Source organism: Citrobacter meridianamericanus, assembly GCF_041320245.1.
GTDB lineage: Bacteria > Pseudomonadota > Gammaproteobacteria > Enterobacterales > Enterobacteriaceae > Citrobacter > Citrobacter meridianamericanus.
In genome coordinates, this window is the sequence record NZ_CP101036.1 from 536,782 (window position 1) to 551,145 (window position 14,364).

Sequence of the window (14,364 nt, forward strand, 5' to 3'; positions counted from 1 at the left end):
TGTTGAACCGGGCAATTAACGTAAAGGAAGAAGTATGTCGTTATTTGAGCAACGGGATAAAAAGCGTATCACCGCGATGCAGAAGGCGGTGTCATGACTACGTTGGCGATTGATATCGGCGGTACCAAACTGGCAGCCGCGCTGGTAGACAGTAATCTGCAAATTCGCGAGCGGCGTGAATTGCCGACGCCCGCCAGCAAAACGCCGGAGGCGCTGCGCGCTGCACTGCAAGCACTCGTTGCGCCGCTACAGGGGCAGGCTGTCCACGTCGCGATTGCCTCCACCGGTATTATCCGCGAGGGCACACTACTGGCGATAAACCCGCTCAATCTTGGCGGGCTTATGCACTTCCCGCTGGTACAAACCTTAAAAGAGCTGACCGGTTTGCCGACCATGGCGGTTAATGATGCGCAAGCGGCGGCCTGGGCTGAACATCATGCGCTTGGAGGCGAGTACGGCGATATGGTGTTTATTACCGTCTCCACCGGCGTGGGCGGCGGGGTGGTGAGCGAGGGAAAACTGCTGACCGGAATCAACGGTTTGGCAGGACATCTCGGACATACGCTGGCTGACCCGCATGGGCCAGTATGCGGCTGCGGGCGCGTGGGCTGTGTCGAGGCGATCGCTTCCGGTCGAGGGATCGCGGCTGCAGCCGAAGGTACGCTTGCTGGATGCGATGCCAAAACCATTTTTAGCCGCGCTGGGCAAGGAGATGAGCAGGCAAGACACTTGATCCATCGTTCAGCGCGTACTTTGGCAAGGCTTGTCGCCGATGTGAAGGCTACGACCGATTGCCAGATTGTGGTGATTGGTGGCAGCGTTGGGCTGGCTGAAGGATATCTGGCGCTGGTTGAACATTATCTGGCACAAGAGCCTTTGGTCTATCACGTGGAATTACTGGCAGCGCATTACCGTCATGACGCTGGTTTACTGGGGGCCGCGCTGTTGGCCCAGGGAGATTGATTATGATGTCAGATGAGTTGCGTTCACTGCCTTCTGCCGGATTACATCCGGTCTTGCAGCAGGCATTAACGCTTGCCATTGCGGCGAATCCTCAGGAGAAGACCCCAGGGCGCTACGCCTTGCAGGGCGATACTATTTTTATGAATGTCATGCAGTTTGCGACGCAGAGCCCAGAACAAAAGAAAGCGGAACTGCATCAGCAGTACATTGATATTCAGGTGCTATTGTCCGGTGAAGAACGCATTCTGTTCGGGATGACCGATTCTGCTCGCCAGTGCGATGAGATGCATGTTGAGGATGACTATCAGCTGTGCAGCGAGATTGCCGATGAGCAGGCGCTCGTACTGAAGCCGGGAAGATTTGCGATTTTTATGCCGGGCGAACCGCATAAACCAGGCTGTATGGTGGGGGAGCCGGGGGAAATCAAAAAGGTAGTGATTAAGGTACACGCCAGCTTATTACAAGCCTGACAGACCGTGTCGGATGGCAAGGCTTGCGCCATCCGACACTGGATAGAACAACCTAGCGCTTAAACGTTACCGCTTCCGGCTGTGTCAGATGCAGCGTAGTCTGGCTTGGCACCGTTTCAGCAATGACTCGCCCGTGACGAATGGAATAACGTGCAGGCGTCTGGCGACGAACCGCGTCAAACCCATTTTCTGCCGCTAAAATCACCAGATTTCCGGAGTTCCCCACGTTCAGACCGTAATCCTGCAGGTGCAGGGTTTTCGCACTGTGGGTAGTGACCAGGTTCAGACCATCGTTGATCTGTCCGTACCCCATCAGCTGACACACGTGTAATCCCATATGCAGTACCTGCAGCATATTCGCGGTGCCCAGCGGATACCACGGATCGAAGACGTCATCATGGCCGAAGCAGACGTTGATCTCCGCTTCCAGCATCTCTTTGACGCGCGTTACACCGCGACGTTTAGGATACGTATCAAAGCGCCCTTGCAGGTGAATATTTACCAGTGGATTCGCGACAAAGTTGATGCCGGACATTTTCAACAGGCGAAAGAGTCGGGAAGCATAGGCGCCGTTATAGGAATGCATTGCCGTGGTATGGCTGGCGGTCACGCGGTCGCCCATATTGTCGCGATGGGCCAGTGCCGCAACGGTTTCAACAAAGCGTGACTGCTCATCGTCAATTTCGTCGCAGTGCACATCGATAAGTCGGTCATATTTCTGCGCCAGAGCGAAAATTTTGTGCAGCGACTCAACGCCATATTCACGCGTAAATTCAAAGTGGGGGATCGCGCCAATGACGTCGGCACCCAAACGCACGGCCTCCTCTAATAGCGCTTCACCGTTGGGGTAAGAAAGAATGCCCTCTTGCGGGAAGGCGACAATTTGCAGCTCTATCCACGGTGCGACTTCTTGCTTCACCTCCAGCATGGCTTTCAGCGCCGTCAGCGTCGGATCGGAAACGTCAACGTGCGTGCGGACATGCTGGATGCCGTTGGCCATCTGCCACTTCAGGGTCTGCATGGCGCGCGCTTTGACGTCTTCGTGCGTGAGCATTGCCTTACGTTCGGCCCAGCGTTCAATGCCTTCAAATAACGTACCAGACTGGTTCCAGCTCGGCTCGCCTGCGGTTTGCGTGGTGTCCAGATGGATATGTGGCTCAACGAACGGTGGAATGGCTAAGCCGCCTTCGGCATCAAGTACTTCTCCCTGCGGCAATGTGGCGGTGTCCTGTGGCTCAATCCGGCTGAAGCGCCCGTTTTCAATCGTGAGCTGCCACAATCCTTCGCGTCCCTGTAAACGTGCCTGACAAAGGGTGATGTTATTATTCTGCATGGCTGACCTCTGGTGATTTAGCAAGGCTGCGATTAAAAAGTGGATTCAGCAGGATATAACTGAATACGCCGCCAAGTACGGCGTTGACGGGCACAATACCGGGAATATAGTGGCCTGCGGCAATGCCCAATGCAACGGACAGGATAGCTATCCAGTTTACGGAAATAAATTGCGCTTTGCTGAAGTCTGCATAACGGCGATGGTTTAGCAGATAGTCGGCGATGATCACTCCGCCAATGGGAGGAATTGCTGCCGACAGAAAGGTCAGCCAGCCGACAAAGTTATTGTAAAGCCATAGCGCGCACAATGTGCCGATAATACCGTTAGCCACCGACAGCGAACGGCTGGAAAGGCCGGTAATATTGGCAAAACCCAGGCCTGAGGCGTACAGCGCATTGTCGTTGGTAGTCCAGATATTCAGGCCGAGCACTACAATCGCGGGCAGCAGCAGTCCCTGGGCAATCATCACGTCGGAGATATCCGCCTGTCCAACAGCGGCGGCACCCGCCGCGCCGAAGATAAACATCAGAGAGTTACCAAGGAAAAACGCCACCATGGCAATCAGCACCGCGCCTTTGGCGTTGCGACCAAAGCGAACGAAGTCGGCGGTTAATGTTCCTGCGCTGACAAACGAGCCGACCACCAGCGCCAGGGCGGTGGAGAAATTCAGCGGTGTCTGCGGCACTATCGCTTTTAAATGGTCTAAACCGCCGACATCACTCACCGCCAGCCAGACGGAGTAGCTGCCAAGAACGACGATGGCGGGGACGGCGATAATAGATAAAACGGTCAGCGCCGAGATGCCAAAAAAGATGGTCATAGTCATCAACAGACCGGAAACTGCAATCAGGATATTGACGTCAATTCCCGTCGCTTTGCCCACCGGGATAGCAAACATGGCCACACCCACGCCAAACCAGCCTACCTGCGTACCGCCTAACAGCAGTGAGGGAAGCCATGAACCTTTCACACCAAATGAGTAACGCGCCAGAAGGTGGGTTGAGAGCCCTGTTTTTGCGCCGATAAAACCGAGAAATGCAGTGTAAATACCGAGGAGAAGATTACCGAAGAGAACTGCCAGGAAGAAATCATTATAAGAAAGACCGGTACCGAGTGTGCCACCGGTCCACATACTGGCGGAAAAAAATGTGAGACCCAACATGACAAATGTTAGTGGAACCACGCCTTTCCGCGCCGCCAGAGGGACGGGGCCCTGGCTATAATTGTTGTCCTGCGACACAACGCCTCCATGAATTTTGCCCAAAAAATCCGCCGCATAATATACAGTTCTTAGAATAAAGCAAACGATTACGTATAATCTTTACATGGTTTTTATTCATGAGGTTGATGATTGCGTTGATTTTTGGGCTCGACATTTTTAACCAATAAGAAGCGGACAAACGCCGACCAGGGTAGTGGAAAAGATTAAGTCAGTTACGCCAAATGGTAAGATTCTGCAGACACTGTCTGCGGAATTTCAATGTACTGAATATACAGCTGTATTTGTGAGCGGTTTTCGAAAAATGATACCGCATGTATTTAGTGGAGGAATATTGGCTCCCCAGCTATCAGCTTCAGGGGAGCCAAAAGTATTACACTTCCAGGTAGTTCAGAATCCCGTCTGCCGCTTTACGACCTTCGGCTATCGCGGTGACTACCAGATCCGAACCGCGCACGATGTCGCCACCGGCGAAGATTTTCGGGTTGCTGGTCTGGAAAGCGTTATCGCTACGTTCCGGGGCAATAATGCGGCCCTGTGAATCCAGCTCGACGCTGTGCTCTTTCAGCCACTCCATGCTGTGTGGGCGGAAACCAAACGCCAGGACCACCGCATCAGCCGGAACAACGTGCTCGGATCCAGCGACGATCTCCGCACGGCGGCGCCCCTTCGCATCCGGTTCGCCCATTTCAGTGCGCGCCATTTTCACGCCGCACACTTTCCCGTTGGCATTCACTTCCACACCTAAAGGCTGGACGTTGAACTGGAACTCGACGCCTTCTTCACGCGCATTTTTTACTTCGCGTTTGGAACCCGGCATGTTCTCTTCGTCGCGACGATAGGCGCAGATAACGTGCGATGCTTCCTGACGTACGGAGGTGCGCACGCAGTCCATCGCGGTATCGCCACCGCCGAGCACGACGACACGTTTGCCTTCCATGCTGATGTATGGCTCGTTGCTGCTTTCGCCAAAGCCCATCAACTGTTTGGTATTGGCAATCAGGAACGGCAGGGCATCAAACACGCCATCAGCGTCTTCGTTTTCCAGCCCGCCGCGCATCGACTGATAGGTACCGACACCAAGGAACACGGCGTCGTAATCCTTCAGCAAGTCGTTGAGCTGAACGTCGCGGCCCACTTCCACGTTCAGTTTGAACTCAATGCCCATACCGGTGAAGATTTCACGGCGCCGGGTCATGACCTCTTTTTCCAGCTTGAAGGCCGGGATACCAAAGGTCAGCAGGCCGCCGATTTCCGGGTGACGGTCAAATACCACTGCCTTCACGCCGTTGCGGGTTAGCACATCAGCACAGGCCAGGCCCGCCGGACCCGCACCGATAATTGCCACGCGCTTGTCCGTCTGGCGAACGCCGGTCATATCCGGACGCCAGCCCATCTCGAAGGCTTTATCATTGATATAGCGCTCGATATTGCCGATAGTTACTGCGCCAAACTCATCGTTCAGCGTACAGGATCCTTCACACAGTCGATCCTGCGGGCATACACGGCCACAGACTTCCGGCAAGGTGTTGGTCTGGTGCGACAATTCTGCCGCTTCAAAAATACGTCCCTCATTCGCCAACTTCAGCCAGTTCGGGATGTAGTTATGCACCGGGCACTTCCACTCGCAGTACGGGTTACCGCAGGACAGGCAGCGATCTGCCTGCGCTTTGGCCTGGCCTTCGGAAAACGGCTCGTAGATCTCGATAAATTCGATCTTACGGATCTTCAGCGGCTTCTTCGGCGGATCAACACGCTGCAGGTCGATAAATTGGTATACGTTCTGACTCATTGCTGCTACCCCTTACTGCGCCTGCACACGCAGCTCTGCTGCGCTACGACTACGGTGACCCAACAGTGCTTTCACATCACTGGATTTTGGTTTTACCAGCGCGAATTTCGCCGAGAATGCTGGCCAGTTCGCCAGGATCTCTTCGCCGTGAGAAGAGCCGGTATGCTGTACGTGCTCGGTAATCAGGCCGCGCAGGTGCTCTTCGTGGATCGCCAGCGAGTCCACGCTCAGCACTTCGACCAGTTCCGGGTTTACGCGTTTGCGGAATTCACCGTCTTCGTCGAGCACGTAGGCGAATCCGCCGGTCATGCCCGCGCCAAAGTTAACGCCGGTTTTGCCGAGAATACAGACGATGCCGCCGGTCATGTATTCACAGCCGTTGTCGCCAATACCTTCAACCACGGTGATTGCACCGGAGTTACGCACTGCAAAGCGCTCACCCGCACGACCCGCAGCAAACAGGCGACCACCGGTGGCGCCATACAGACAGGTGTTACCGATGATACTCGCCTCATGGCTACGGAAAGCAGAGCCAACCGGAGGGCGCACCGCCAGCAGGCCGCCCGCCATGCCTTTACCGACATAGTCGTTGGCATCGCCGGTCAGATACAGCTCCACGCCGCCCGCGTTCCACACGCCAAAGCTCTGGCCTGCAGTACCGCTGAAGTGCGCTTTGATCGGATCAGAAGCCAGCCCCTGATCGCCATGCGTCTGAGCGATATAGCCCGACAGCGATGCGCCGACGGAACGGTCGGTGTTGCGGATATCGAACCAGAAGGTTTTGCTCTGGCGCTCGTCGACGAACGGCTTCGCCTGCTGCAACAGCTGGGCGTTCAGCACGCCGTTATCAAACGGCGGGTTGTTCTCGGTGCAATGCAACGCTTTACCCGGATGCGGCTCGGCGGTTTCCAGCAGACGAGACAGCTCCAGCTTTTGCTGTTTGGCGGTAAATCCATCCAGCTCTTTGAGCAGATCAGTGCGGCCAATCAGGTCGACGAGACGGATTACGCCCAGTTCAGCCATCAGCTCACGCACTTCACGGGCGATGAATTCAAAGTAGTTGGTCACTTTGAACGGCAGGCCGTGATAGTGATTCTTACGCAGTTTGTCGTCCTGAGTTGCCACGCCGGTTGCACAGTTGTTCAGATGGCAAATACGCAGATATTTACAGCCCAGCGCGACCATTGGGCCGGTACCGAAACCGAAGCTCTCTGCACCCAGAATCGCCGCTTTAATGATATCGACGCCGGTTTTCAAACCGCCATCGACCTGCAGACGAATCTTGTGACGCAGACCGTTAGCCACCAACGCCTGCTGGGTTTCCACCAGACCGAGTTCCCACGGGCAACCGGCGTATTTCACCGATGACAGCGGGCTTGCGCCGGTACCGCCATCGTAGCCGGCGATGGTGATCAGATCCGCATAGGCTTTCGCTACGCCGGTGGCAATAGTGCCCACGCCCGGTTCGGAAACCAGCTTCACCGAGATCATCGCCTTCGGGTTGACCTGTTTCAGGTCGAAAATCAGCTGCGCTAAGTCCTCGATAGAGTAGATATCGTGGTGCGGCGGCGGGGAGATCAGCGTCACGCCCGGTACCGAATAACGCAGTTTGGCGATGTACGGAGTGACTTTGTCGCCCGGTAACTGGCCGCCTTCGCCGGGCTTTGCGCCCTGAGCGACTTTAATCTGAATGACATCTGCGTTGACCAGGTACGCCGGGGTTACGCCAAAGCGACCAGAAGCCACCTGCTTAATCCGCGACACTTTGTTGGTGCCGTAGCGCGCCGGGTCTTCACCGCCTTCGCCGGAGTTGGAATTACCGCCGATGCTGTTCATCGCTTCGGCCAGCGCTTCGTGTGCTTCCGGGCTTAATGCGCCGATAGACATGGCGGCGGTATCAAAGCGCTTAAACAGTTCGGTCGCAGGTTCGACGTCGTTAATACTTACGGCTTCATCGCCAGGTGTAATCGCCAGCAAATCGCGCAGCGTGGCCGCTGGGCGCTCGTTGACCAGCTTTGCATACTCCTGATAGTCGCTGTACTCGCCGCTTTGCACCGCCTGTTGTAGCGTGCGCACCACGTCCGGGTTGTAGGCGTGGTATTCGCCGCCGTGGACGTACTTCAGCAATCCTCCCTGGCTGATGGGCTTACGCGCCAGCCAGGCATGTTTGGAGAGGTTCAGCAGATCCTGCTGGAAGTCGGTAAATCCTGCGCCGCTGATGCGGCTAACCACGCCCTGGAAGCACAACGCAACCACATCATCGTGCAGACCAACGGCTTCAAACAGCTTCGAGCAGCGATAAGAGGCAATGGTCGAGATGCCCATTTTGGACATGATTTTGTACAGACCTTTATTGATGCCGTTACGGTAGTTCAGCATCACGGTCCGGTAATCTTTGGCAATCGCCTGAGTGTCGATCAGACGTCCCAATGTTTCATACGCGAGGTACGGATAGATTGCCGTCGCGCCAAAGCCGAGCAGGACGGCAAAATGGTGCGGGTCACGGGCACTGGCGGTTTCCACGATGATGTTAGCGTCACAGCGCAGGTTTTGTTCTACCAGACGTGTTTGCACTGCGCCCACGGCCATTGGCGCCGGAACCGGCAGGCGGTTTTTGGCGATGTTGCGGTCAGAGAGTACCAGCAGTACCGTGCCGTTGCGCACCATCTGTTCCGCCTTATCACACAATGCTTTGACGGTCTCTTCGAGCGTAGTTTCGGTCACGTCGAAGGTGATATCCAGGCGGTCAGCGCGATAATGCTCCTCTTTCATGGTGGTGAGCTGGGTGAAATCAGAGTACAGCAGGATCGGCGATTTAAAGCTCAGGCGGTGTGCCTGACCTTCAGCTTCGCAGAAGACGTTCATCTCACGACCAATGCTGGTGGCCAGCGACATGACGTGCGCTTCACGCAGCGGGTCGATCGGCGGGTTGGTGACCTGCGCGAACTGCTGGCGGAAGTAGTCATAAATGATGCGTGGCTGGCTGGAGAGCACGGCAAACGGGGTATCGTCACCCATTGAACCGACCGCTTCCTGGCCATTTTCGCCGAGCACGCGGATAACGGAATCCAGCTCTTCAGCGCTGTAGTTAAACTGTTTCTGATAGCTGGCAAGCGTATCATCGTCGAGTTCACGGCTGCCGACCTGATCGTCAGCCAGGTCTTCGAACGGTACCAGGCGGCGGACGTTTTTCTCCATCCACTCTTTGTACGGATGTCGGCTTTTCAGATCGTCATCGGTTTCGGCGGAGTGCAGAATGCGCCCGCTGCGGGTATCGATAACCATTAGCTCGCCGGGGCCGACGCGGCCTTTCTCTACCACTTCATCCGGCTGATAATCCCAGATCCCGACTTCAGAGGCACAGGTGATCAGCTTGTCTTTGGTGATGACGTAGCGTGCCGGACGCAGGCCGTTACGGTCGAGGTTACAGGCGGCAAAGCGACCGTCGGACATCACGATGCCCGCCGGGCCATCCCACGGTTCCATGTGCATGGAGTTAAAGTCAAAGAACGCACGCAGCTCCGGGTCCATATCCGGATTATTCTGCCATGCCGGTGGAACCAGTAAGCGCATGGCACGGATGATGTCCATCCCGCCTGCCAGCAGCAGTTCCAGCATGTTATCCATCGAACTGGAGTCTGAGCCGGTTTCGTTAACAAACGGCGCGGCGTCGTGCAAATCCGGGATCAACGGGGTCTGGAACTTATAGGTACGCGCGCGAGCCCACTGGCGGTTGCCGGTGATGGTGTTGATTTCACCGTTGTGCGCCAGATAGCGGAACGGCTGCGCCAGCGGCCAGCGCGGTACGGTGTTGGTGGAGAAGCGCTGATGGAACAGGCAGATGGCCGATTCCAGACGCAGGTCTGCGAGGTCCAGGTAGAAGCGCGGCAGATCCGCCGGCATACACAGACCTTTATAGATATTGACCAGATTCGACAAGCTACAGACGTAGAAGTCTTTGTCTTGCAGGAGGCGTTTTTCGATACGACGACGCGCAATGAACAGGCGACGCTCCATATCACGTGGACGCCAGCCCGCAGGGGCGTTAACAAAAATTTGCTCGATACGAGGCAGGGAGGAGAGCGCAATTTCACCGAGAACACCTTCGTTGGTCGGCACGTCGCGCCAGCCGACAATCGACAGGGTTTCCTGCTGTAATTCTTCTTCAACAATGCGACGAGAAGCCGCAGCCAGCTCAGGGTCTTTATTTAAAAAGATCATGCCGACGGCGTAGTTTTTGGCTAAACGCCAGCCGCGCTCTTGCGCCACGATGCGGAAAAAGCGGTCAGGTTTTTGTAACAGCAGGCCGCAACCATCGCCGGTTTTTCCATCGGCAAGAATTGCGCCACGGTGCTGCATACGGGCCAGTGCGTGTATGGCGGTACGCACTACCTTGTGGCTAGGTTCGCCTTCTATGTGGGCGATCAGGCCGAAACCACAGTTATCCCTCTCAAGGGATTTATCGTACAACATATCAGTGAACCTCCCCAGGCTCTGCGGGATCCCCATCTGGACCGTTGCGCACGGGCACACCAAGAGCATGGCGACGGGGTTTGCGTGTCATACGCTTACCTCGCATTCGCCCTCTTTATCCTTTTCGCACAGGTCAAACAAGTTTGAGGACTTGCTTCAGAGGGAATCTCAATAACTGCATAAATATGATGAGCAGGCTGCTCATCCAGAAAGCTTCCAGCGGATTTCCAAGTTATCGGGAATCCACACACAGGTCAAATGGCAATCTTATTTATGCAAAAATGTGCTATAGGGCAATTAACTTTATGAAAATGTTGAAATAAAAGGATTTTTTACATTGATTTAACCCGAGGGGAATACTCTTGGAAGTGTGATCTGTCTCACTGTCAGAAAGGCCTGATATCCCTCGTCCTCCCTTTATTTATCGAGATGTCTGGCATTTTATGCTGGTTTATAAAGTTTCGGCGTCTTAAAGATACTGTTTTTACGCTGAGAGTATAAGAAGATAAAAAAAACCGCTGAATATAAGGAAAAGTAATTAGATTTTTAGTGAATGGAATTTCAATTATTTTGATTTGTTATGCAATAAATAAAGGCTCGCCAGGGCGATTGATCCAGGTCATCGCCGACTGGGGCAAAAAATGGCAGGCTTTGGCCTCTTTTCAAGGCGCGGTCTACCAGATTATGCAGTTACAGAAATTAGTCAATATGTTTGGTGGGGATCTTTCTCGCCGTTATGGACAAAAGGTTCATAAACTCACGCTGCACGGCGGCTTTAGCTGTCCAAATCGTGATGGCACCATCGGACGTGGCGGATGTACTTTCTGTAATGTCGCCTCGTTTGCTGATGAAGCTCAACAGCATCATTCCATTGCCGAGCAGCTTGAGCATCAGGCGCAGTTGGTCAATCGCGCCAGACTCTATCTGGCCTATTTCCAGGCCTATACCAGCACCTTTGCTGAAGTACAGGTGCTGCGTTCGATGTACCAACAGGCCGTCAGCCAGGCCAGCATCGTCGGATTATGTGTTGGCACGCGCCCCGACTGTGTACCGGATGCGGTACTCGATCTGCTTTGTGAGTATAAAGACCTGGGCTATGAGGTATGGCTGGAGCTCGGTCTGCAAACCGCGCATGATAAAACTCTGCACCGTATTAACCGCGGCCATGATTTTGCCTGCTACCAGAACACCACGCGGCTGGCACGCGAGCGCGGACTGAAGGTGTGCTCGCACCTGATTGTGGGTCTGCCGGGAGAAGGGCTGGCAGAATGTCTGCAAACCATGGAGCGTGTGGTGGAGACGGGAGTCGACGGTATTAAGCTGCATCCGCTGCATATCGTGAAAGGCAGTACGATGGCGAAAGCCTGGGAAGCGGGACGGCTGAGCGGCATTGAACTGGACGACTATACGGTTACCGCCGGGGAGATGATCCGCCATACGCCGCCAGAGGTGATTTATCATCGCATTTCCGCCAGCGCGCGTCGCCCAACACTATTGGCACCTCTGTGGTGTGAAAATCGCTGGACCGGGATGGTTGAACTGGATCGTTATCTCAATGTACATGGCGTCCAGGGATCTGCTCTCGGACGACCCTGGAGCCCGCCAACAGCGTAGCGTGATGAGGGAAACCCCGCATTTCTTGCACATTCTCAAACGTCACGCCAAGAATTGAGTATTATTGTGCCAAGTTGTCGTGAAGGAACCCTCTATGAAGCAAATCCGTATGCTGGCGCAATATTACGTCGACCTGATGATGAAGTTGGGTCTGGTGCGCTTTTCGCTGCTATTAGCGCTGGCTCTGGTCGTGTTGGCAATTGTGGTGCAGATGGCTGTCACCATGGTGCTGCATGGTCAGGTAGAAAGTATTGATGTTATCCGTTCTATCTTTTTTGGTCTGTTAATTACCCCTTGGGCTGTCTACTTCCTGTCAGTGGTGGTGGAGCAACTCGAAGAGTCCCGACAACGCTTGTCACGACTGGTCCAAAAGCTGGAAGAGATGCGCGAGCGCGATCTCAAGCTCAATGTGCAGTTGAAAGATAATATTGCCCAGCTCAATCAGGAAATTGTTGAGCGCGAAAAAGCCGAAGCGGAGCGCCAGGATACGTTCGAGCAACTGAAGGTTGAAATCAAAGAGCGCGAAGAAGCGCAGATCCAGCTCGAGCAACAGTCTTCCTTTCTACGCTCTTTCCTTGATGCCTCGCCGGATCTGGTTTTTTATCGTAATGAAGATAAAGAATTTTCCGGCTGTAACCGTGCCATGGAACTGCTGACCGGCAAGAGCGAAAAGCAACTGGTGCATTTAAAACCGGCTGATGTTTACTCCCCTGAGGCGGCTGAAAAGGTAATTGAAACCGACGAGAAGGTATTCCGTCATAACGTCTCGCTCACCTACGAACAATGGCTGGACTACCCGGACGGGCGCAAAGCCTGCTTTGAAATTCGTAAAGTGCCGTACTATGACCGCGTAGGTAAGCGACATGGCCTGATGGGCTTTGGGCGAGATATTACCGAGCGTAAGCGTTATCAGGACGCACTTGAACGTGCCAGCCGTGATAAGACCACCTTCATTTCCACCATCAGCCACGAGCTGCGCACTCCGCTTAACGGTATTGTCGGCTTAAGCCGGATCCTGTTGGATACGGACCTGACTGCTGAGCAGGAAAAATACCTGAAAACCATTCATGTCTCTGCCGTGACGCTTGGAAATATTTTCAACGATATCATTGACATGGACAAGATGGAACGACGTAAAGTCCAGCTCGATAACCAACCTGTTGACTTCACCAGTTTTATGGCGGATCTGGAAAACCTCTCTGGCCTGCAGGCGCAGCAAAAAGGGCTGCGTTTTGTACTTGAGCCAACGTTACCGCTACCGCATAAGGTCATTACCGACGGCACGCGTTTGCGCCAGATTCTGTGGAATCTGATAAGCAACGCCGTGAAGTTTACACAGCAGGGGCAGGTGACCGTAAGGGCGCGCTATGACCAGGGCGATATGCTGCATTTCGAGGTTGAAGATTCTGGGATCGGCATTCCGCAGGATGAGCAGGATAAAATCTTCGCCATGTATTATCAGGTGAAGGACAGCAACGGTGGCAAACCGGCAACGGGAACCGGGATTGGACTGGCCGTATCGAAGCGTCTGGCGAAAAATATGGGCGGTGATATTACGGTCTCCAGCCAGGCTGGCAAAGGCTCGATCTTTACGCTGACCGTGCATGCGCCTGCGGTAGCGGAAGAGATAGAAGACGCCTTTGAAGACGATGACATGCCGCTGCCAGCCCTGAATGTGCTGCTGGTGGAAGACATTGAACTGAACGTTATTGTCGCGCGTTCTGTGCTGGAAAAACTGGGCAACAGTGTCGATGTCGCCATGACCGGGAAAGCCGCGCTGGAAATGTTCACGCCGGGCGAATATGACCTGGTGTTGCTGGATATTCAGCTACCGGATATGACCGGCCTGGATATCTCGCGCGAGCTGACGCAAAAATACCCACGTGAGGATCTGCCGCCGCTGGTTGCGCTCACCGCCAACGTCCTGAAAGATAAAAAAGAGTATCTGGACGCGGGAATGGACGACGTGCTGAGTAAGCCGCTGTCGGTTCCGGCGTTAACCGCCATGATCAAAAAATACTGGGATACCCGAAACAAAGAGGAGAGCACTGTGACATCTGAAGAGAGCAGTAAATCGCAAGCGCTGTTAGATATTCCTATGTTGGAACAATACCTCGAGCTGGTGGGACCGAAGTTAATTACCGACGGGCTGGCGGTGTTTGAGAAGATGATGCCGGGATATTTGAGCGTGCTGGAATCCAATCTGACCGCACGTGACAAAAAAGGCGTGGTTGAGGAAGGCCATAAAATTAAAGGTGCGGCAGGTTCAGTGGGACTGCGCCACTTGCAACAGTTAGCTCAGCAAATCCAGTCGCCGGATCTCCCTGCTTGGGAAGATAACGTTGCTGAATGGATTGAAGAGATGAAGCAGGAGTGGCAGCACGACGTGGCAGTATTAAAAGCCTGGGTGGCGAGCGTGGAAAAAAAATGACCCCGGCTTGACCGGGGTGCGCGAATACTGCGCCAACACCAGGGAAATCGTGGCTGCGCCGTAAATTAT

General features: G+C 54.4%; 8 protein-coding genes. 4 read left to right on the forward strand and 4 right to left on the reverse strand.

Translation table 11 applies throughout. The features are described 5' to 3' along the window. The first annotated feature begins 93 nt into the window (after positions 1-93). Complete coding sequence (nanK, locus tag NMD08_RS02600) at positions 94-963, forward strand: N-acetylmannosamine kinase (RefSeq protein ID WP_252838709.1); 870 nt, start codon at positions 94-96, stop codon at positions 961-963. A gap of 2 nt (positions 964-965) precedes the next feature. Continuing rightward, on the forward strand, positions 966-1,433 hold the full coding sequence (gene nanQ / locus NMD08_RS02605) for an N-acetylneuraminate anomerase (RefSeq protein ID WP_151217877.1): 468 nt from the start codon (positions 966-968) through the stop codon (positions 1,431-1,433). A gap of 52 nt (positions 1,434-1,485) precedes the next feature. Here nanQ and NMD08_RS02610 read toward each other — a convergent pair whose 3' ends face one another. The 4 genes from NMD08_RS02610 to gltB all read right to left on the reverse strand — a co-directional run bounded on the left by NMD08_RS02610 (position 1,486) and on the right by gltB (position 10,250). Then, positions 1,486-2,766, reverse strand: a complete 1,281-nt coding sequence (locus tag NMD08_RS02610; protein ID WP_151217876.1) for a cytosine deaminase — start codon at positions 2,764-2,766, stop codon at positions 1,486-1,488. Then, on the reverse strand, positions 2,756-4,006 hold the full coding sequence (gene codB, locus NMD08_RS02615; protein ID WP_187253332.1) for a cytosine permease: 1,251 nt from the start codon (positions 4,004-4,006) through the stop codon (positions 2,756-2,758). The genes NMD08_RS02610 and codB overlap by 11 nt, the downstream gene beginning before the upstream one ends. Positions 4,007-4,358: 352 nt before the next feature. Beyond that, entirely contained in the window at positions 4,359-5,777 is a 1,419-nt protein-coding gene (locus NMD08_RS02620) for a glutamate synthase small subunit (RefSeq protein WP_003025096.1), read from the reverse strand. 12 nt (positions 5,778-5,789) lie between these two features. Further along, the gene (gltB, locus tag NMD08_RS02625; protein ID WP_252838710.1) at positions 5,790-10,250 is read right to left on the reverse strand and encodes a glutamate synthase large subunit; all 4,461 of its coding nucleotides are present in this window, start codon (positions 10,248-10,250) and stop codon (positions 5,790-5,792) included. 684 nt (positions 10,251-10,934) lie between these two features. Between gltB and NMD08_RS02630 the strand changes: the two genes are divergently transcribed. Both NMD08_RS02630 and arcB read left to right on the forward strand, forming a co-directional pair. Beyond that, positions 10,935-11,864 (forward strand): TIGR01212 family radical SAM protein, encoded by a 930-nt coding sequence (locus tag NMD08_RS02630; protein ID WP_370620197.1) that lies wholly within the window; start codon positions 10,935-10,937, stop codon positions 11,862-11,864. A 94-nt stretch (positions 11,865-11,958) separates the two neighbouring features. Then, the gene (gene arcB / locus NMD08_RS02635) at positions 11,959-14,295 is read left to right on the forward strand and encodes an aerobic respiration two-component sensor histidine kinase ArcB (RefSeq protein ID WP_187253330.1); all 2,337 of its coding nucleotides are present in this window, start codon (positions 11,959-11,961) and stop codon (positions 14,293-14,295) included. Positions 14,296-14,364 lie beyond the last annotated feature (69 nt).

Coding starts and splice junctions, on each gene's coding strand:
- nanK (WP_252838709.1), top strand. CDS start 94: ATGACTACGTTGGCGATTGATATCGGCGGTACCAAACTGGCAGCCGCG.
- nanQ (WP_151217877.1), top strand. CDS start 966: ATGATGTCAGATGAGTTGCGTTCACTGCCTTCTGCCGGATTACATCCG.
- NMD08_RS02610 (WP_151217876.1), bottom strand. CDS start 2,766: ATGCAGAATAATAACATCACCCTTTGTCAGGCACGTTTACAGGGACGC.
- NMD08_RS02620 (WP_003025096.1), bottom strand. CDS start 5,777: ATGAGTCAGAACGTATACCAATTTATCGACCTGCAGCGTGTTGATCCG.
- gltB (WP_252838710.1), bottom strand. CDS start 10,250: ATGTTGTACGATAAATCCCTTGAGAGGGATAACTGTGGTTTCGGCCTG.
- NMD08_RS02630 (WP_370620197.1), top strand. CDS start 10,935: ATGCAGTTACAGAAATTAGTCAATATGTTTGGTGGGGATCTTTCTCGC.
- arcB (WP_187253330.1), top strand. CDS start 11,959: ATGAAGCAAATCCGTATGCTGGCGCAATATTACGTCGACCTGATGATG.